Source organism: Clostridium nigeriense (assembly GCF_050585245.1).
Lineage (GTDB): Bacteria > Bacillota > Clostridia > Clostridiales > Clostridiaceae > Clostridium > Clostridium nigeriense_A.
In genome coordinates, this window is the sequence record NZ_JBNOOF010000003.1 from 17,828 (window position 1) to 37,523 (window position 19,696).

Genomic DNA, 19,696 nt, shown 5'->3' on the forward strand with positions numbered 1-19,696 from the left:
GTGACATTTAAAGAAATATTAAATAAAAATAATAATAATGAAATTAAGATAGAAGATAAGAATGCTGAAATAGCAGTTAAGTTACCAGAATGGAGCTTAGTACCAAAAACTACAAATATAATAAGGATAAAGAGAAATGCTTAAAGTACCACATACTTATAATGAATGGATGAAGTGTTTAGATGCATTTAGAGATGAAAAAATGGAAAATGAAGCTTTATATGCTATGATGCAAGGAAGTATCGAATGGCAAAGTGGAGTTGCTGAAAGATTTACAAAGTCTATTTTTGATTTAATTGAATATAAGCTAAATATTATGCAAAATAATTTTAATAATAGAATTTCTAAGCCGGCTAAATCTAGCAGAGAAATAGAAAGAAATCTTTTATATGCAAGAAGAGAATTTAAACGATTGATGGTGTTTAGTGAAATAAAGGTATTTCCTCAAGAACTTTGTCAGCATATAGAAAGTTATATAACTAAAACAGCAGATGCAATGCAAAACTCGTTATTAGATTCTGCAAAGAGAGATAGGACTGGAGTTATAGCAAGTTTAGTTAGAAAAAATCCAGTTAATAAATTTAATGATGTAGAAGTGAAAGAACACTCGGTATCACAGGTAATAGACACTGACGAAGAAAGAGCAAGTAGTGCTAATAATGGACATATTGGTGCTAAAAGGAGGATTTTATTTTAATGGCTAACATAAAAGAATGTTCACAAATAGTAGATAATTATTTAAAAGCAAGAATACCATTTATTTCAGTTCGAACTTGTGAGAGAAGTAGAGTGTTAGATATATTTAGAAAATCATCACAAGAAATAGGTATTCCAATATACGTTCATTCAATATCAAAAGGAATGAGAGAGTTAATTGAAGATACTCAAGTTAGCGATGATAGGTCACTACCAGGAGCATTAGATTTTATTAGTGAAAATATGCCAAAGAAAAGTAATTTGACTATTATTTTAACTGAAATGCCTGATATTGAAGATGATACAGATACAGCAAGACAATTAATGGATCTGACATTATTAGCTACTGAAAATGGTGGTTCAATAGTTGTTATTGGAAATAAGCCAGTATGGGGACAACTTCAAAGATTAGGAATGTCTTTAACTCTTGATAATCCGGATGAGGAAGAAATACTTGAGATAATTAAAGAATGCATAGATCCATATAGAGGATCTATGGAAATTCAATGGGATGATACGGATGTGAAAAAAGCTGCAACATTTTTGAATGGAATAAGTAAGATTGAAACAGAAAATATTATTGTGACTCTATTAGCAAAAGGGAGTATTTTAAAAGAGGATATTAATGAAGTAATGAGTGCTAAGGAAAGAATATTCTCAGATATATCAGGATTAGAAAGAATAAAGGTTAATAATGATATTTTAAATGTTGGTGGACTTGCTGGGCTGAGACAATGGTTAAATGTTAATAGTCAATTAGTAACTGCTGATTTAAGAGGAACAGGAATAAAGCCACCAAGGGGAGTGTTGCTTGTTGGTGTTCCAGGATGTGGTAAGTCATTATCTGCAAAAGCTATTGCTGTAGATTGGAATCTACCTTTATATAGATTAGATTTATCTACAATACATGGACAATACCTTGGGCAAAGTGAAGGTAGGTTAAAAGAAGCACTTGCAACTGCAGACCATGTTGCACCTTGTGTGCTTTGGATAGATGAAATTGAAAAAGGATTAGCTGGAGCTACTGGTGGCGGTGATGGTGGCACATCTACAAGATTAGTTGGGCAATTCTTATTCTGGTTGCAAGAGGCTACTGCAAGAGTATTTATAGTTGCAACAGCTAATGATATTTCTAAGCTTCCTGTTGAGCTTTTAAGAAGAGGTAGATTTGATGAGTTATTTTTCGTTGATTTACCAACAAGAGAAGAAAGAAGAGAGATTATTAGTATATATATTAAAAAAGGATTAAAGTCTGAAATAAATGAAGATCTAATGAATGAACTTGTTGAATTATCAGACGGATTTTCAGGTGCAGATATAGAGTCAGCAGTGAATGATGTTGCTAAAAAGGCGTATTTAGATGGATTTGAATCTATAACCGAAGATTTCTTTAAAAAGGCATTTATTAATGTGGTACCTATGACTAAAACTAATCCTGAAAAGATTGAGGATATAAGAAATTGGGGGAAAGAAAGAGCTGTTTCTGCATCGGGGGCCCCTATTGGTGGAGAAAGTCCTAATAACTCATCTAAAAATAGAGGTAGAACCATACTTATGTAGTTTAGTGAGTTAATTTATGTAATTACATTAAGTATAATATAAATCTATTATTTAAGAATGGAGAAAAAAATTGAGGTATTGTAATAAATGTGGAGCTGAAATTAATGATAATCAAAGTTTCTGTACAAGTTGTGGTAGTAGAGTAGTTGATGAAACTAATATTAATACAAAAAGTAAAGCTAAAATTGATAAAATGGTTATAATAGGATTAGTGACTATAGCTGTAATCGGAGCAGCTTTTTCTACAATAGGAATTCTAAAAAAATTACCTAGCAAAGAAGATTTAGATATAGAAAGTAATAATTCAATTAATATAAGTGATGAATTAAATAATGATAATTTAGCTATAGATGATAATTATAATGAAGATGTAAGTTATAATGATGATAATTTATCAGAAGTTGCTAATTATTATATAGGTAAGTATAAAGATAGAGATTATATAATTTCCTCAAGTGATAGTGTTGAATTAGATTTTAAATCATTAAATGACTATGATGCAGAAGAGTTATTAATTGCTAAAAATGAGATATTTGCAAGATATGGATATATATTTAAGAGCCAGCCTAATTTACAATTATATTTTGAAAGTAAGAGTTGGTATAAAGCTAATCCAAGTTATTCTGGAGAGTTATTAAAAGAAGTAGAAGAATATAACTTAGGTATGATTAAATCATTAGAATTTTTAAAGTTCGCTAGAGAAAGTAATATATCAATAACTAGTTCCTTTGTAATCCCTAATAGTAATACTTTAGAAATAACATCAAGTGAAGTTTCAGAATTAAATGATTGGGAATTGGTAGTTGCTAGAAATGAAATATTTGCAAGATATGGATTGGGATTTTCAACAAAGGAATTGTTACAACACTTTAAAGAAAGAAGTTGGTTTGTAATTGATTCTTCACTTGGAAATGATATGGCATTAACAGCAATTGAAAATAAAAATGTCGCTACAATTTTAGAGGAAGAAGAAAGAAGAACTGAACTACGACTTAGTTATGATTTAGGCGAATAAAGGTATAGGTACTAGAAGTTATTAAAATGGGAGATTCAGCAGGAAGTAATGGCCAATATTTGATGAAGACTCTAACAATGGCTTCCATATATGAAGCTAATAATATATAAATATTCATATTATAAAAAAGTCCTTAGTAGAACAATTATATGTATTCTACTAAGGGCTTTTTTAATGCATAGGAAAGTATAAAAAGTTTATCCTCTTAATAAGTAGGAAATAACAAAGTTAAGAAAAATTTTTAGGCAAATATCTAAATTATAGAAGTAATTTTTATAGTTTGCACACTGTTAAATATGTCTGAATATAATGAATATTAAAATGAGGGATTATGTATTTTTTTTATAGAATATTTTTTAGAATCATAGTTAAATAAATCTTTATCAGAAAGATAATTTTTTATTTCAGAGATAGTTAATTGGGAATAATGTTTTGTGGATAAAAATAGTATTATATATGCACTTTAATAATAAATTATTGGGATATAGGAAGTTATTTTAATTGGGAGGAGAAAGAGTGGAAGATCAATTAATAAATTTAGACGAACTGTTTGAGGCGCTGAAGAAAAGATGGTTAATGATAGTATCAATAACATTAATAGCAACCATAATTTCAGCTGTACTTAGTTTTTTTATAATCAAGCCTAAATATGAAGCAAGTACTAAGGTTTTTATAGGTAAAGATGAAAGTGAAAATCAGAGTTATAGTCAAAGTGACGTACTTATGTATCAAAATTTAATGAAGACTTATTCTGAAACTATTAAAACTAAGGATTTAATTACTAGAGGATTGGATAGTACTAATCTTGATATAGATCCTTTAGATATATTGGAAGACTTAACAGTAGTCACAGTAACAGATACACAAATATTAGAAATTAAATATAAAAGTAATAACCCTCAAGTAGCAAAGGCTGTTATTGAAGTAGTATCTGATGAATTTATAAAAACTTCTAATAAACTGGTTCCAAATGGAAATATTCAAATTATAGAAGCTGTAGAATTACCAGAAAAACCGATTAGCCCCAATAAGGAAATGAATATTGGGATTGCATTCTTACTAGGATTAATGTCAGGAGTTGGAATAGCAATTTTATTAGAATACTTAGATAATACCTTTAAAAATAAGGATCAAGCAGAACTAGAATTAGATATTCCTGTAATTGGTTTGATTCCTAAAGTAAAGGAGCTATAGGGGGAAGTTTATGTTTATAGTTGAAAAAGAACCTAAGTCTATGGCAGCAGAAAGCTATAGAATATTAAGAACAAATATAGAATATTCATCTTTTGACAAGGAGTATAAAGTAATAGTTGTAACTAGTTCAGAGCCAGAAGAAGGTAAGTCTACAACAGCAGGGAATTTAGCATTATGTATGGCTCAAGTAGATAAAAAGGTTATGCTAATAGACTGCGATTTAAGAAAGCCAAGCATGCATAAGAGATTTAAAGTTTCAAATTTAATTGGTTTATCAGATGTAATGATAGGTAAAGCAGATTTAACTATGGCTACACATATGTATAATAAAAATTTATTTTTGTTAACATCGGGGAAAATATCTCCTAATCCATCTGAAATGCTTTCATCAAAGGTTATGAGTTACTTACTAGAATCTCTAAAAGAGACTTTTGATTATATAATATTAGACACTCCTCCACTGAAGGTTGTTACAGACGCTCAGATTTTATCTACAAAGGCAGATGGAACTATATTAGTGGTTAGGGCTGAGAAAACAAAGAGAGAATCTGTTAAAAATGCAGTGGATTTATTAAAAAATGTAAATGCCAATATAATTGGAATAGTATTAAATGGAATTGATGCAAGTAGAAATAAGTATGATTATTACTACGAATATAAGAAATAAAGGACTATTAGGTACATTTAGAAGGAATTAATGCTTATTAGACGGGGGAATGAGAATGTTATGTGCTTTAATTATGGCTGGTGGAAAAGGGACACGATTTTGGCCTTTATCCACTGAAGAAAAACCTAAGCAATTCCTAAAATTAATAGGTGATGAAACTATGATACAAATGACTGTAAATAGAATAAAACCTATTATTCCTATAGAAAGAATATTTGTATGTACTGGAGAAATGTATGTAGATTTAGTTAAAGAACAGCTTCCTGAATTAGCAGATAGAAACATTATAGTTGAACCAGAAGGAAGAAATACAACTCCATGTATTGCATTATCTGCAATTATTATAAAAAGATATTATAAAGATGCAACTATGGTGGTATTACCATCAGATCACTTAATTAGTAATGAAGATGAATTTAGAAAAATAATTTTAGCTGCTGAGATATTTATAGAAAATAATAAGAAGGCAATTATAACTCTTGGAATAGAACCTACTAGGTCAGAAACAGGATATGGATATATAAAATGTAGTAACGAAAAATACAAATCAATGGAAAGAGAAGTTATAAAAGTAGATAGTTTTGTTGAAAAACCAAATAAAAATTTAGCAGAAAAGTATTTAAATGATGGTAATTATTTATGGAATGGTGGAATGTTCATCTGGACTGTAGATAATATCTTAAGTGAAATAAGTAAGTATTCACCAAAAACTTTTAAAGCACTTAATAATATTCATGATGCTAAAGAAGAAATGTTACAAGATTTAATTAATAGAGAGTATAAAAATACTGAAGCAATTTCAATAGACTACTCAGTTTTAGAGAAATCAAAAGAGGTATATGTAATACCTAGCAATTTTGGTTGGGATGATATTGGAAGCTGGGAAGCACTTGAAAGATATACTAAAAAAGATGATTTGGGAAATTCAGTTATAGGACAAGCTAAAAGTTTAAAAGGAAATAACAATTTATTAGTTTCTTCAAACTATAATGTGATAGTTGAAGGACTAAGCGATATATATGTTATAGAAAGTGATGGGAAAATAATAATTGGTAAAAAATCAAATGTAGTTAATGTTAAAGAATTAAAGAATATAGTTTAATAGATTAAAATTTGGAGGAACTATAAATGAAAAAAGTTGCTTTAATTACGGGAATAACGGGACAAGATGGATCATATTTAGCAGAGTTATTAATAGAAAAAGGATATGAAGTACATGGGATAATTAGAAGACATTCAAGTATTAGTACTTCAAGAATAGATCATTTATTTGAAGATCCAGAAGTAGGTAATAAAAGTTTATTCTTACACTATGGTGATTTAACAGATTCATCTAATTTAAATAGATTAATAGAAAAAATAAAGCCTATAGAAATATATAATTTAGCAGCACAATCTCATGTTGCTGTATCTTTTGAGGTTCCAGAATATACCTCGGAAGTAACAGGAGTTGGAACATTAAGAATTTTAGATGCTATAAAGGAAACAGGAGTTAAATGTAAATTCTATCAAGCTTCTACATCAGAATTATTTGGTGGGCTTCCTGATACAGCACCACAAAGTGAAAATACTCAATTTTATCCAAAGAGTCCATATGGAGCTGCTAAGCTTTATTCCTATTGGATAACAGTTAATTATAGAGAAAGTTATGGTTTATTTGCATGTAATGGAATTTTATTTAATCATGAATCTCCAAGAAGAGGTGAAACCTTTGTTACTAGAAAAATTACAAGAGCAGTTGCATCAATTATAGCAGGAAAACAAGAAAAATTATCTCTTGGGAATATGGATGCAAAGAGAGATTGGGGATTTGCAGGAGACTATGTATATGGAATGTGGCTAATGCTTCAACAAGATAAGCCGGGTGACTATGTAATTGCAACTAATGAAACTCACACTGTAAGAGAATTTGTTAATTTAGCATTTAAGGAAGTGGAAATCGAAATAGTGTGGAAAGGTACTGGAGTAGATGAAAAGGGATATGATAAAGCCACTGGAAGATTATTAGTAGATGTAAATCCAAGATACTTTAGACCATCAGAAGTTGACCTATTATGGGGAGATTCAAGGAAGGCAGAAAAAGAATTAGGATGGAAAAGAAAAGTAAGTTTTGAAGGATTAGTTTCAATGATGGTAGATGCTGATATGAAAGAAATAGCGGGAATTGGATCCCAAGATTTTATAGAGAAAAAGAAGTAGGTGCTATTAATTAATAAGAAGGTGGCGTATGGATAAGAATAGTAAAATTTATGTTGCTGGACATAGAGGACTTGTAGGTTCTGCTATAGTTAGGAAATTACATGAAAAAGGATATACAAATATTCTAGGAAAAACTCATAAGGAGTTAGATCTTATGAGCTCAATGGAAGTTGAAAATTTCTTTAAAGAAGAAAAACCAGAGTATGTATTTTTAGCAGCTGCGAAGGTTGGAGGAATATATGCAAACTCAATTTATCCTGCAGATTTTATATATGAAAACTTACAAATTCAAAATAATGTTATAGGAAATTCATATAAGTACGGAGTTAAAAAGCTTATGTTTTTAGGAAGCTCTTGTATTTATCCTAAAATGTGCCCACAACCAATAAAGGAAGAATATTTACTTTCAGGATATTTAGAAGAAACTAATGAAGCATATGCTTTAGCTAAAATAGTTGGACTTAAAATGTGTGAGTTTTTTAATAAGCAATATGGAACAAATTATATAAGCGTAATGCCAACTAACCTTTATGGGCCATATGATAATTTTCATCCAGAAAACTCTCATGTGATGCCAGCACTTATAAGAAGATTTCATGAAGCAAAAGTAAGTGGTAAAAAGGAAGTAGTAGTATGGGGAAGTGGTACACCACTTAGAGAATTTCTATACTCTGAAGATATGGCAGATGCATGTATTTATTTAATGGAAAATTATGAAGGAAATGATTTCTTCAATATAGGGACAGGTAAGGAAATTACGATACAGGATTTATCAGAACTTATAAAAGAAGTTGTTGGATATGAAGGGAAAATAGTTTTTGATACAACAAAGCCAGATGGAACTCCAAGAAAGCTATTAGATGTAAGTAAATTAGAAAATGCAGGTTGGAAATATAAGATGGAATTAAAGGATGGAATAAGAGAGGCTTATAAATGGTTTATGGAAAATGTAGCAATTTAAATTTGGAGGAGAAAGGTGGACTTCTGCAATATATTAGGTGTTAATATAGCCGTTACCAATCTTAGTGAAACAGTAAGATACATTGAAGAAAATTTAGAAGAGTTAAGAGGAAATTATATTTGTATTTCAAATGTTCATACTACTGTTACAGCTTATGAAGATGAAGAATATAGACAAATTCAAAACGGAGGAGCACTAGCTCTTCCAGATGGCAAACCACTTTCAATTGTAAGTAAAAAAAGAGGATTTAAAAATGCTGAAAGAGTAACAGGTCCAGATTTAATGGGAGCCTTATTTAAGGAATCAGAAGAAAAAGGATATAAGCATTATTTTTATGGAAGTACACAAGAAACTTTAGAGTTATTAAAGATAAAACTTAATGAGAAATACCCTAAATTAAATATTGTAGGAATGTACTCTCCTCCATTTAAATCAGAGGTATCCCTAGAAAATGATGATATTTTAAATGAAATAAATTCTAAAGATGTAGATTTTCTTTGGGTAGGACTTGGAGCTCCTAAACAAGAAAAATGGATGCATATTCATAAAAATAAAATAAATGCAATAATGCTTGGTGTTGGTGCTGGATTTGATTATTATGCAGAGAAGATAAAAAGAGCACCAATTTGGATGCAAAAGTGTAGTTTAGAATGGCTATATAGATTGATGCAAGATCCAAAGAGACTTTTTAATAGGTATTTGAAGACTAATATAAAATTCTTATTGAAGATTACTAAAGAAAACAAGAGAAGAAGGGGACTGTAATGGATAATGATAATAAGGTTAAAAAGGTTTTAGCCAATATTTATAAAATTATTAGGTTCAAAACTTCATATAGAAATGAAAATATTCTTTCTGAATATGACGGAAATGACTTAATTAGACAGTTAATTCTTTCTGGTGAACCATGTATGATTGCTAGACTTGGTGCAACAGAAAGTCGTTGTATAGAAAAATGGATGAATCATAAAGATTTTGATAAGGAAAACTTAGAAAATATTAAACAACTATCAGGGGTTTTCCCTAATGATAGTAATAGTATTGCAGAGTTTTGTGAAGTTTATACTGAAGGGATTTTAGATATCGATGTCCTTGCTGTCTGGGGGGTTACTGCAGAAAGAAATATTTACAAAAAGTATTGTCCAACTGCTAAGTTGATAAATATTATGTCTTTAGAACCTTTCTTCTATGATAATCCATGGTCATCGGCTATTAGAGGGAAGAAATTATTAATACTTCATCCTTTTGTTGAAACTATAAAGAAGCAATTGATTAATAAGGAGAAATTATTTAAAAATGATGAAGTTCTACCTGATTTTAAAGAAGTGTCATATATTAAAGCTGTACAGTCATTAGGAGGTTCTGATGAATATGAAAGTTGGTTGGAAGCTTTAAAAAGTATGTGTAGTGAGATTGAAAAAATTGATTTTGATGTAGCGATTATAGGGACAGGTGCATATGGTGTACCTTTAGCAAGTTATATTAAAAGTTTGGGAAAACAAGCAATTCTAATGGCAGGTGCTACACAATTGCTATTTGGTATAAAAGGTAAGCGCTGGGAAGATAGGACGGAATATAAAGAATTATTTAATGAGTATTGGGTTCGCCCATCAAGTATGGAAACTCCTAAAGAAAAGGAGAAAGTGGAGGGGGGGAGCTACTGGTAGTATATGATGAAATGAGGGGTGAGAAAATAGGAATGGTAAAGGTAAGTATAATAGTTCCAGTTTACAATGTTGAAAAGTATATAAGAAAATGTCTGGAGTCTCTTGTAAATCAAACTTTAGAAGATATAGAGATTATTGTTGTAAATGATGGATCCACAGATAATTCTCAAAATATAATAGATGAATATGCCAGTAAATTTCCTCACCTACTTAAATCATTTATAAAAAAAAATGGGGGACTATCTGATGCAAGAAACTATGGATTGTCATACTGTAATGGAGAGTACATTGGCTTTGTTGATTCGGATGATTATATAGATATTAAGATGTATGAGAAGATGTATAGTAAAGCAAAGGATGAAAATAGTGATATTGTTGTTTGTGATTATAATAAGGTCTATAACAGAAAAATGAAATTAGTAAGGGCAAAAAAATATGTTGATAAAAAAAATATGTTTATTGATACCCTTGCAGCAGCTTGGAATAAAATTTATCGTAGAGAAATGATTATGAAGTCTGGTGTGATTTTTCCAAAAGGGCTAATTTATGAAGATACAGAGTTTTTTTGCAAACTAATTCCTTATATTAAGGTAGCTAGTTATGTTTCGGAACCTTTTGTATATTATATTCAACGTCGTGGTTCAATTGCTAATACTCAAGGTGAAAAAAATGCTCACATTTTTAGAATTCTAGAAAATATAATTAATTATTATAAAGAAAATGGCTTGTTTAAAGAATATTATAGTGAGTTAGAATACCTATATATAAGAATTATGCTAGGTAGTTCTATGGAGCGTATTTGTAGAATAAAAGATAAAAAAATAAGAAATGAATTACTAAAGAAAACATATGATCTAATCTACAAAAACTTTCCAAATTGGAAGAGAAATTTATATTTAAATAAAATAAAATCAAAGCGACATTTATATATGAAAAGTATAAGTAAAAATAATATTTATATTTTTGCTAGGATATTTAATATATTATTTCTATTAAAGGAGAATGGATTATATAGAGAATAGTTTAAAAATATAATTATTAGAAAGGTGAGCTATGATTATAATAATTAACTTTATGGGAATTATTAGTTTAATTATGTATATAGTATGTTTATTTATTAAACCAAAGTATTCAATATTTCTATCTGTAGGTATGCTTATATGTGAATTTGGACTAGATAAATATACAAACTTTTTATTTATTAATAAATTCTTGATTTTATTTTCAATTCTTATATGTATATTCAAATATGGTATGAAAAGAACTACAAAGATTCCACTGGGTTTATTAGGAATATTATTTTGTATAAATTTAATAGTAGTATTTTCTTCGGAAACAACCGCATATTCATTTATTGATTTTATTACTGCATTTTCTACACTTTCAATAGGGGTTTTAATGTTCTATATAAAATGGAATGAAAATGATGTAATAAAGGGATTAAAAGTATTGAGTTATTTAGCGATTATTAATGTTGCTATAGGAATTTTAATGAAAGGATTTTTTTTATCAAGTGACTTGAGAATAGTATCTGCTGGTATGACATCCCATTTAGTCTTTTATTCTTCCATTGGTATGTACGCAGCTGCAGTTCTAGTTGAGAGATTTGGTAAAAAGAAGTATGGAAAGTTCATAATTATTAACTTAATAATTACATTTTTATCGCAAATGAGAGGTGGTACTATTTTTTCTCTTATTTTATTTATTCCAATCATTATACCACATATAAAAAAGTTAAAGAAAAGGACATTAGTATATGGAGTATTATTTTCACCGATAATTATTTTTATTGGTTATTTAATGTTTGGCAGAATGATATCTAGAACTCTAAATATAGGAGCTGATTATGGAGTAGGTTTTTTAAATACATCAAGTAGATTTTATGTATGGCAGGAGACATTGAAGTTATCTCAGGGGAATAGAAGTATGGGATTAGGTATTGGTTATATTAAAACTCTTGATGAATTTTTCACTCGCTTAGGGTTTCTTTCTCCACATAATGAATATATTAAATTTTTTGTAGAAGGTGGTTATATAGGCTTAGGAATATTATTAATTTGCTTTATAATTATATTTTCTATAGTTTATAAAAATAATTGTTTTGGCAAAAGTAGGAAAGGAATGGTAAGAGCAGTGATTATCGGATTTATGTTTTATAGTTTTACAGATAATACAATTTCAGCAATTGAATTTTGGGCTCCATTTAGTTTGTGCTTATCACTTCTTTATGAAAATACTAATATTACTATTGAATCAAGAGGATAATAATAAAAATATAGTAAATTCTATGTTTTTATTATAAAGGAGGAAAGTGTGAATAAACCTTTAGTAAGTATAAGTTGCATAACATACAATCATGAAAAGTATATATCCGATGCATTAGATAGTTTTTTAATGCAAAAAACAGATTTTGAGTTTGAAATACTTATTCATGACGATGCTTCGAATGATAGAACTGCTGATATAATAAGAGATTATGAAAAAAAATATCCCAATATTATTAAGCCAATATATCAAAGTGAAAATCAATATAGCAAAGGAAGACAAAGAATGTTTCATATATTTAATGACTCCAGGGCTAGTGGTAAATATATTGCACTATGTGAGGGGGATGATTATTGGACTGATCCATATAAGTTACAAAAGCAAGTAGATTATATGAAAAAAAATCCTAAATGCAGTATGTGTATTCATTCAGCAGATATAATAGATGGTGAAAAAAGGCTTCAAGGGATAAAAGTTAGACCATATAAAGAAAGTTGTATTGTTTCAATAGATGATTTAATAATGGGAGGTGGAGGGTTCTGTGCAACAGCATCTATTATGTATTATAAGAAAGCATTTGAAGACTTACCACAATTTTATATGGATGCTCATGTTGGAGATTACCCACTTCAATTAATACTTGCAAGTAGAGGGCAAGTATATTATATAAATGAATCTATGTCTGCCTATAGAGTTGGAATTCAAGGATCTTGGACAACAAATTTAAATTCAGGAAATGATTCCAAAGAGAAGGATATTAAAAACTGCGAAAATGATATTAAACTATTAAAGAAATTTGATATTTATACTATGCACAGATATAGGAAAACAATTAATTTAGCAATTAACAAAAGGGAAATGCTTATATTATTAATAAGTAGGAAAAAAAGTGAGATAAAGAAATCACAATGTAAAGAATATTATAATAGTCTAAAAATTAATGATAAATTTAAGGTTAATATGAAATATTATTTTCCTAAAATAATTCAAGAAATAAAAACGATAATAAGGTATATAAGAATATGTGTATATAATTTAAATATAAAATAGTAGCTTACGTTATATGGGGGGGATATTCAAATGATTGAAGGTGATAGCCAAAATACTAAAAGAAAAGTTATCAATAGTTTATTCTGGAAGTTGATGGAACGAGGGGGAGTTCAAGGAATACAATTTATAGTACAAGTTGTATTAGCTAGAATTCTATCACCTAACGATTATGGAATTATATCACTGATAACAATATTTATATCATTAGCTAATGTTTTTATTCAAAGTGGATTTAATACTGCATTAATTCAAAAAAAGGATGTAAAAGAAGAGGATTTCTCATCTGTACTATATATAAGTTTATTTGTATCTATTGTACTTTATATTCTTCTATTTTTTACTTCTCCTTTTATAGCTGATTTTTACGGAATTTTAGAATTAAAACAAGTATTAAGAGTATTATCAATTATATTATTCTTTGGAGCATTTAATTCTATCCAAAATTCAATAATTGCAAGAACCATGCAGTTTAAAAAATTATTCATAGTAAGCGTATTTTCTATATTAATATCAGGTATAGTTGGGATAACTTTAGCTTATTTAGGGCTTGGAGTTTGGGCACTAGTGGCACAACAAATAGCAAATCAAGTGTCTATAACCTTTATACTTTGGTTTACATTAAAATGGAGGCCAAAACTAATTTTTTCTATTAATAGGGTAGGAGATTTATTTTCTTATGGGTGGAAGTTATTAGTATCTTCTTTAATAGATACATTATATATGAATTTAAGAGGACTTATTGTAGGAAAAGTTTATACATCTGATATGTTAGCTTTCTATAATAGGGGCGAGCAGTTTCCTCAATTAATAGTTAATAATATTAATGGTTCAATTCAATCCGTTATGCTACCTACCTTATCTGCAGAACAAGAGAATAGAAAAAGAGTAAAAGAATTAGTCAGAAGATCAATTGTAACAAGCTCATTTTTAATATTTCCACTTATGATAGGGCTAGCTGCTGTAGGAGAGCCTTTAATAAAAATACTTTTAACAGATAAATGGTTGCCATGTGTACCATTTATGCAGATTTTCTGTTTAACATATGCCTTATGGCCTATACACACTTCTAACTTACAAGCTATTAATGCCCTTGGAAGAAGCGATATATTTTTAAAACTAGAAATTATTAAAAAAATTCTTGGAGTTACTATTTTAATTATTTCTATGAATTATGGTATATATGCAATTGCTTTAGGTGGATTGTTATCAGGAATAATTTCTTCGTTTATAAATGCATATCCAAATTTGAAGCTTTTAAATTATGGCTATAAAGAACAAATAAAAGATATACTTCCTTCATTAATTTTATCTTTAATTATGGGATTAGCAGTCTATGGATTCTTATTTTTAAATATATCTCCATATTTGATATTAGTAATTCAAGTGTTTACAGGTGCGGTAGTATATATTGGTCTAGCTAAATTATTTAAACTAGAATGTTATGAATATTTAATATCTACAATAAAAGGCATATTAATTAAAAATAATAAGTAATTATATTTGTTTCATAATTTAGAAGTATTGAATAGTAAGGAAAATTCATTTGGGAGGAGTAATAATGAATATATTACTAACATCAGTGGGAAGACGAAGCTACTTAGTTAAGTATTTTAAGGAAGCATTATGTGAAACGGGCAAAGTTCATGTCTCTAATAGTAGTTATATTAGCCCAGCTTTTCAATATGCTGATAAAAGTGTAGTTACACCATTAATATATGATGATAATTATGTATCTTTTTTAAAAAATTATTGTATAGAAAATAATATTAACTCAATAATATCTTTATTTGACATCGATCTACCAATTCTATCTTCAAATAAGAAGGAGTTTGAAGATATTGGTACCAAAGTTATTGTATCTGATGAAGCTGTAATTAATATATGTAATGATAAGTGGCAAACTTATGATTTTTTAATTAATAATAATTTTAATTCTCCTAAGACATTTTTAGGATTAAATTCAGCTATTTTAGCTCTAAGAGATAAAGAAATAGAATATCCAGTAATAATTAAGCCAAGATGGGGAATGGGCTCTATTTCTGTTTATGAGGCTGAAAATGAAGAAGAGTTAGTGGTTTTATATAAAAGAGCAATTAGAAATGTAACGGATACCTATCTTAAGTATGAATCAATGGAAAAGATGGAAGAAAGTATCTTAATACAAGAAAAGCTTAAAGGTCAAGAATATGGATTAGATGTAATAAATAATTTAAATGGAGAATATCAAAATACTATAGTAAAGAAAAAATTAATGATGCGTTCTGGAGAAACTGATTGTGCTGAAATTATTGAAAGTGAGATTATGAAGAGTTTAGGTAAAGAAATAAGTAGTAAATTGAAGCATATTTCTAATTTAGATATGGATGTTTTTTTATCTAATGACATTCCATATATTCTAGATATGAATGCAAGATTTGGAGGGGGATATCCATTCTCTCATATGTCAGGAGTAAACCTACCTCAGGCAATAGTTTATTGGTTAGAAGGTAAAGAGGTTGATAAATCGCTTTTAATTGAGAAGAAAGTATTAATAGCTCATAAGGATATTAATATAGTTCCTATTAAAACTGATATATCAGAAAATTAGAGGGAGAATGAGAATGAAAAATAGTAAAGTCTATGTTTTATCATGTAAGGAGGAAATCATGAATAGACCTTTAGTAAGTATAAGTTGCATAACATATAATCATGAAAAATATATATCTGATGCATTAGATAGCTTTTTAATGCAAAAAACAGATTTTGATTTTGAAATAATTATTCATGATGATGCTTCAACTGATGGAACTGTTGATATAATAAGAGATTATGAAAGAAGATACCCTAATATCATTAAGCCAATATATCAAACTGAAAATCAATACAAAGAAGGGTTGCAAAAAATGTTCTATACATTTAATAATCCTAGAGCAATTGGTAAATATATTGCATTGTGTGAGGGGGATGATTATTGGACTGATTCATATAAGTTACAAAAGCAGGTAGATTATATGAGAAAAAATCCTGAATGTAGCATGTGTATTCATTCAGCAGATATAGTAGATGCTAATAAAATGTTTCAAGGGAAAAAAGTTAGACCATATAAAGAGAGCCGTATTGTTTCAATAGATGATTTAATAATGGGTGGGGGAGGTTTTTGTGCAACAGCATCTATTATGTATTACAAAAATGCACTTAAAGACATACCACAGTTTTATATGGATGCTCACGTTGAAGATTACCCACTTCAATTAATACTTGCAAGCAAAGGACAAGTATATTATATAGATGAATCTATGTCTTCATATAGAGTTGGAATTCAGGGCTCTTGGACAACAAATTTAAATTCAGGAAATGATTCAAAAGATAAAGATATTAAAAATTGTGAAAATGATATTAAATTGCTAAAGGGATTTGATATTTATACAATGCATAGATATAAGAAAACAATTGATCTGGTGATTAATAATAGGAAAATGTTGATATTATTAATAAGTAGGAAAAAAGGTGAGATAAAGAAATCACAATGTAAGGAATATTATAATAATCTAAAAATTAATGATAAATTTAAGGTTAATATAAAATATTATTTTCCTAAAGTAACCCAAATAATAAAGGAAGTAATAAAATATATAAATATTTGTATATATAATTTTAAAACTTAAGAGGATAAAGAAATGAAGATAGGAATAATGCAACCATATTTTTTCCCTTATATAGGGTATTGGCAATTGATTAATGCTGTAGATAAATACGTTATATATGATGATGTAAATTTTAAAAAGGGTGGATGGATAAATAGAAATAGAATTCTTATTAATGGTGAAGCAAAGTTCATTAATTTAAAAATGAAAGGAGCTAGCCCAAATAAATTGATTAATGAGATAGAAGCTGCTAATGATAAAGTTTATAATAGAAAACTTCTTACAACTATAGATAAATGTTATAAAAAGGCTCCATATTTTAATGAGGTATTTCCTATTATTAGAGAAATAATTAATTGTGATAAGAAAAATTTAGCAAATAATCTTGAATATTCGATAAGAAGGATTTCTAAGTACTTATCAATTAATACTGAGATAATTATTTCATCTAATATAAGTAAAAATAATGATTTAAAAGCACAGGATAAGATTATAGAAATTTGTAGGATTCTTGGGGGAAGTGAATATTATAATGCAATTGGTGGTCGAAAATTATATTCTTATAAAAAATTTTCAGAAAGTGGAATAGAACTTAAATTTTTAAATACAGATCCAATTGAGTATAAACAATTCAATAATGATTTTATTAATAATTTATCAATTATTGATGTTATGATGTTCAACTCAAAGGAAGATATAAATGATAAGTTAGTTAAGTTTAAATTATTGTGAAATATGAGTAGAGTTTATGAAAAATAAATTTCATATTTTTATAATTAAGAAATAGTTAGTAATAAAGGGGTGTGATGTTATTGTCTTTAATTCAAGTTACTCGCTCATCTATGCCTGAATTTGAAGAGTATATTCAAGAAATAAGAGAATTATGGGATAGTTATTGGCTAACTAATATGGGTGTAAAGCATAAAGAGCTAGAAAAGAGATTATTAGATTATTTAGAAGATAAAAATATATCACTTTTTACAAATGGACATCTTGCTTTAGAGTCTATAATAGTGGCTTTAAAGCTTACGGGGGAAGTAATAACCACTCCCTTTACTTTTGTCTCAACAACTAATGCAATATTTAGAAATGGTCTTACACCTATTTTTTGTGATATTAATTCAGAAGATTATACAATAGATGTTACTAAAATTGAAAAATTAATCACTGAAAAAACTTCGGCGATAATTCCAGTTCATGTATATGGAAATGTATGTAATGTTAAAGAAATAGATAAAATAGCTAAAAAATATAATTTAAAAGTTATATATGATGCTGCTCATACTTTTGGTGTTAAAGTAAATGGTGTTGGAATCGGAACTTTTGGTGATGCATCAATGTTTAGCTTTCATGCTACAAAGGTATTTAACACAATTGAGGGGGGAGCTGTAACTTTTAAGGATGAATTATTAAAAGATGTACTAGAAGGACTAAAAAACTTTGGGCTTAATGGGCCAGAATCTGTGAAATCTGTAGCTGGAAATGCAAAAATGAATGAATTTCAAGCAGCCATGGGAATTTGTAATCTTAGACATGTAGATAATGAGATAAATAAAAGAAAGTTAGTAGTAGAAAAATATAACTCTAGATTAAGAAATGTTAATGGAATAAAGATATGTAAACCACAAGATGGAGTAAAGAGCAATTATGGATATTATCCAGTAGTTTTTGATGATTATAAATATAATCGTGATGAAATACTTGAAAAATTAGAAAGTGAAGGAATAATAGCAAGAAAGTATTTCTATCCATTAACTAATTCTTTTGAATGTTATAAAGATAAATTTCAAGTAAATACAACTCCGGTTGCTAAATATATATCTGAAAGAGTTCTAACATTGCCACTTTATGCAGATTTATCTTTAGAAGATGTAGATAGAATTTGTGATGTTATACTAAATTAATCCTTATAAATTGGAGGTATATAATGAAGGGGATAATTTTAGCGGGTGGAAGTGGAACCAGGTTATATCCTGTAACAAAGGCTATGTCAAAACAAATGGTTCCAATTTATGATAAACCAATGATCTATTATCCTATGTCTGTATTGATGTTATCTGGGATAAAGGATATTTTAATAATCTCTACTCCTGGAGATATTGGGAATTTTAAAAAATTATTTAGTGATGGAAGTAGTTTAGGTTTAAATATTGAATATGCTATACAAGAAAAGCCTAATGGGATAGCAGAAGCATTTATTATAGGAGAAAAATTTATAGATAATGATAGTGTTTCACTAATATTAGGAGATAATATTTTTTATGGACAAGGATTGGGCTATTATTTAGATATTGCAAGTAGGTTAAAATATGGAGCTCAGATATTTGGTTATTATGTTCATAATCCAAAAGCATTTGGGGTAGTAGAGTTTGATGAAAATAAAAATGTTATTTCTTTAGAAGAAAAGCCAAGGCATCCCAAATCAAAATATGCTGTTCCAGGATTATATTTTTATGATAATAGGGTAGTAGAAAAAGCCAAATCTTTAAAGCCTTCAAAAAGAGGAGAACTTGAAATCACTGATTTAAATAAACTTTATATGTTGGAGAAATCTTTAAAGGTTGAATTGTTTGGTAGAGGAATGGCATGGTTAGATACAGGAACTCATGCTTCAATGTTGCAGGCTTCTAACTTTGTAGAGGCAATACAAAACACTCAAGGAACCTATATTGCTTGTTTAGAGGAGATATCATATAGAAAAGGCTGGATTTCTAAGGAGCAAGTTAAAGTATTAGCAGAAAAAATGATTAATACAGGGTATGGTAAATATTTATTAGATATAATAAATGAGGGGTAGAT

General features: G+C 28.4%; 20 protein-coding genes. All 20 read left to right on the forward strand.

Translation table 11 applies throughout. The features are described 5' to 3' along the window. Entirely contained in the window at positions 1–144 is a 144-nt protein-coding gene (locus ACQPUY_RS06230) for a hypothetical protein (protein ID WP_430840278.1), read from the forward strand. After that, positions 137–697, forward strand: a complete 561-nt coding sequence (locus tag ACQPUY_RS06235; RefSeq protein WP_430840279.1) for a hypothetical protein — start codon at positions 137–139, stop codon at positions 695–697. Before ACQPUY_RS06230 ends, ACQPUY_RS06235 begins: the two co-directional genes overlap by 8 nt. After that, positions 697–2,256 carry an AAA family ATPase gene (locus ACQPUY_RS06240; protein WP_430840280.1) on the forward strand — a complete coding sequence of 520 codons (1,560 nt, stop codon included), beginning with the start codon at positions 697–699 and terminating at the stop codon, positions 2,254–2,256. The genes ACQPUY_RS06235 and ACQPUY_RS06240 overlap by 1 nt, the downstream gene beginning before the upstream one ends. 70 nt (positions 2,257–2,326) lie before the next feature. Beyond that, positions 2,327–3,271, forward strand: coding sequence for a YARHG domain-containing protein (locus ACQPUY_RS06245; protein ID WP_430840281.1), 945 nt, complete (start codon positions 2,327–2,329; stop codon positions 3,269–3,271). Between the two features lie 516 nt (positions 3,272–3,787). After that, entirely contained in the window at positions 3,788–4,465 is a 678-nt protein-coding gene (locus tag ACQPUY_RS06250) for a YveK family protein (RefSeq protein WP_430840282.1), read from the forward strand. Positions 4,466–4,475: 10 nt separating this feature from the next. Then, positions 4,476–5,132 carry a CpsD/CapB family tyrosine-protein kinase gene (locus ACQPUY_RS06255; protein WP_430840283.1) on the forward strand — a complete coding sequence of 219 codons (657 nt, stop codon included), beginning with the start codon at positions 4,476–4,478 and terminating at the stop codon, positions 5,130–5,132. Between the two features lie 55 nt (positions 5,133–5,187). Then, positions 5,188–6,234 carry a mannose-1-phosphate guanylyltransferase gene (locus ACQPUY_RS06260; protein ID WP_430840284.1) on the forward strand — a complete coding sequence of 349 codons (1,047 nt, stop codon included), beginning with the start codon at positions 5,188–5,190 and terminating at the stop codon, positions 6,232–6,234. A 26-nt stretch (positions 6,235–6,260) separates the two neighbouring features. Continuing rightward, entirely contained in the window at positions 6,261–7,331 is a 1,071-nt protein-coding gene (gene gmd, locus ACQPUY_RS06265) for a GDP-mannose 4,6-dehydratase (RefSeq protein WP_430840285.1), read from the forward strand. Positions 7,332–7,359: 28 nt separating this feature from the next. Then, positions 7,360–8,292: a GDP-L-fucose synthase family protein gene (locus tag ACQPUY_RS06270; protein WP_430840286.1), complete on the forward strand. Its 933-nt coding sequence runs from the start codon at positions 7,360–7,362 to the stop codon at positions 8,290–8,292. 15 nt (positions 8,293–8,307) lie between these two features. Next, positions 8,308–9,057: a WecB/TagA/CpsF family glycosyltransferase gene (locus ACQPUY_RS06275; protein WP_430840287.1), complete on the forward strand. Its 750-nt coding sequence runs from the start codon at positions 8,308–8,310 to the stop codon at positions 9,055–9,057. Beyond that, the gene (locus tag ACQPUY_RS06280) at positions 9,057–9,959 is read left to right on the forward strand and encodes a hypothetical protein (protein WP_430840288.1); all 903 of its coding nucleotides are present in this window, start codon (positions 9,057–9,059) and stop codon (positions 9,957–9,959) included. The genes ACQPUY_RS06275 and ACQPUY_RS06280 overlap by 1 nt, the downstream gene beginning before the upstream one ends. Before the next feature lie 11 nt (positions 9,960–9,970). Further along, positions 9,971–10,981 (forward strand): glycosyltransferase family 2 protein, encoded by a 1,011-nt coding sequence (locus ACQPUY_RS06285; RefSeq protein ID WP_430840289.1) that lies wholly within the window; start codon positions 9,971–9,973, stop codon positions 10,979–10,981. A 52-nt stretch (positions 10,982–11,033) separates the two neighbouring features. Then, on the forward strand, positions 11,034–12,224 hold the full coding sequence (locus tag ACQPUY_RS06290; RefSeq protein WP_430840290.1) for an O-antigen ligase family protein: 1,191 nt from the start codon (positions 11,034–11,036) through the stop codon (positions 12,222–12,224). Between the two features lie 48 nt (positions 12,225–12,272). Further along, entirely contained in the window at positions 12,273–13,274 is a 1,002-nt protein-coding gene (locus tag ACQPUY_RS06295; protein WP_430840291.1) for a glycosyltransferase family 2 protein, read from the forward strand. A 30-nt stretch (positions 13,275–13,304) separates the two neighbouring features. Next, a complete protein-coding gene (locus tag ACQPUY_RS06300; RefSeq protein WP_430840292.1) occupies positions 13,305–14,768 on the forward strand; it encodes a lipopolysaccharide biosynthesis protein in 1,464 nt (487 codons plus the stop codon). 64 nt (positions 14,769–14,832) lie between these two features. Further along, positions 14,833–15,861, forward strand: coding sequence for an ATP-grasp domain-containing protein (locus tag ACQPUY_RS06305; protein WP_430840293.1), 1,029 nt, complete (start codon positions 14,833–14,835; stop codon positions 15,859–15,861). A gap of 58 nt (positions 15,862–15,919) precedes the next feature. Further along, on the forward strand, positions 15,920–16,918 hold the full coding sequence (locus ACQPUY_RS06310) for a glycosyltransferase family 2 protein (RefSeq protein ID WP_430840294.1): 999 nt from the start codon (positions 15,920–15,922) through the stop codon (positions 16,916–16,918). A 12-nt stretch (positions 16,919–16,930) separates the two neighbouring features. After that, entirely contained in the window at positions 16,931–17,629 is a 699-nt protein-coding gene (locus ACQPUY_RS06315; RefSeq protein ID WP_430840295.1) for a WbqC family protein, read from the forward strand. Positions 17,630–17,703: 74 nt separating this feature from the next. Beyond that, positions 17,704–18,801, forward strand: a complete 1,098-nt coding sequence (locus ACQPUY_RS06320) for a DegT/DnrJ/EryC1/StrS family aminotransferase (protein WP_430840296.1) — start codon at positions 17,704–17,706, stop codon at positions 18,799–18,801. A 23-nt stretch (positions 18,802–18,824) separates the two neighbouring features. Then, a complete protein-coding gene (gene rfbA, locus ACQPUY_RS06325) occupies positions 18,825–19,694 on the forward strand; it encodes a glucose-1-phosphate thymidylyltransferase RfbA (RefSeq protein WP_430840297.1) in 870 nt (289 codons plus the stop codon). Positions 19,695–19,696: the final 2 nt, after the last annotated feature.

Excerpts from the sequence above, each read along its gene's own strand:
- ACQPUY_RS06235 (WP_430840279.1), top strand. The coding sequence starts at position 137 with ATGCTTAAAGTACCACATACTTATAATGAATGGATGAAGTGTTTAGAT.
- ACQPUY_RS06240 (WP_430840280.1), top strand. The coding sequence starts at position 697 with ATGGCTAACATAAAAGAATGTTCACAAATAGTAGATAATTATTTAAAA.
- ACQPUY_RS06255 (WP_430840283.1), top strand. The coding sequence starts at position 4,476 with ATGTTTATAGTTGAAAAAGAACCTAAGTCTATGGCAGCAGAAAGCTAT.
- ACQPUY_RS06260 (WP_430840284.1), top strand. The coding sequence starts at position 5,188 with ATGTTATGTGCTTTAATTATGGCTGGTGGAAAAGGGACACGATTTTGG.
- gmd (WP_430840285.1), top strand. The coding sequence starts at position 6,261 with ATGAAAAAAGTTGCTTTAATTACGGGAATAACGGGACAAGATGGATCA.
- ACQPUY_RS06270 (WP_430840286.1), top strand. The coding sequence starts at position 7,360 with ATGGATAAGAATAGTAAAATTTATGTTGCTGGACATAGAGGACTTGTA.
- ACQPUY_RS06280 (WP_430840288.1), top strand. The coding sequence starts at position 9,057 with ATGGATAATGATAATAAGGTTAAAAAGGTTTTAGCCAATATTTATAAA.
- ACQPUY_RS06285 (WP_430840289.1), top strand. The coding sequence starts at position 9,971 with ATGAGGGGTGAGAAAATAGGAATGGTAAAGGTAAGTATAATAGTTCCA.
- ACQPUY_RS06290 (WP_430840290.1), top strand. The coding sequence starts at position 11,034 with ATGGGAATTATTAGTTTAATTATGTATATAGTATGTTTATTTATTAAA.
- ACQPUY_RS06300 (WP_430840292.1), top strand. The coding sequence starts at position 13,305 with ATGATTGAAGGTGATAGCCAAAATACTAAAAGAAAAGTTATCAATAGT.
- ACQPUY_RS06305 (WP_430840293.1), top strand. The coding sequence starts at position 14,833 with ATGAATATATTACTAACATCAGTGGGAAGACGAAGCTACTTAGTTAAG.
- ACQPUY_RS06310 (WP_430840294.1), top strand. The coding sequence starts at position 15,920 with ATGAATAGACCTTTAGTAAGTATAAGTTGCATAACATATAATCATGAA.
- ACQPUY_RS06315 (WP_430840295.1), top strand. The coding sequence starts at position 16,931 with ATGAAGATAGGAATAATGCAACCATATTTTTTCCCTTATATAGGGTAT.
- ACQPUY_RS06320 (WP_430840296.1), top strand. The coding sequence starts at position 17,704 with ATGTTATTGTCTTTAATTCAAGTTACTCGCTCATCTATGCCTGAATTT.
- rfbA (WP_430840297.1), top strand. The coding sequence starts at position 18,825 with ATGAAGGGGATAATTTTAGCGGGTGGAAGTGGAACCAGGTTATATCCT.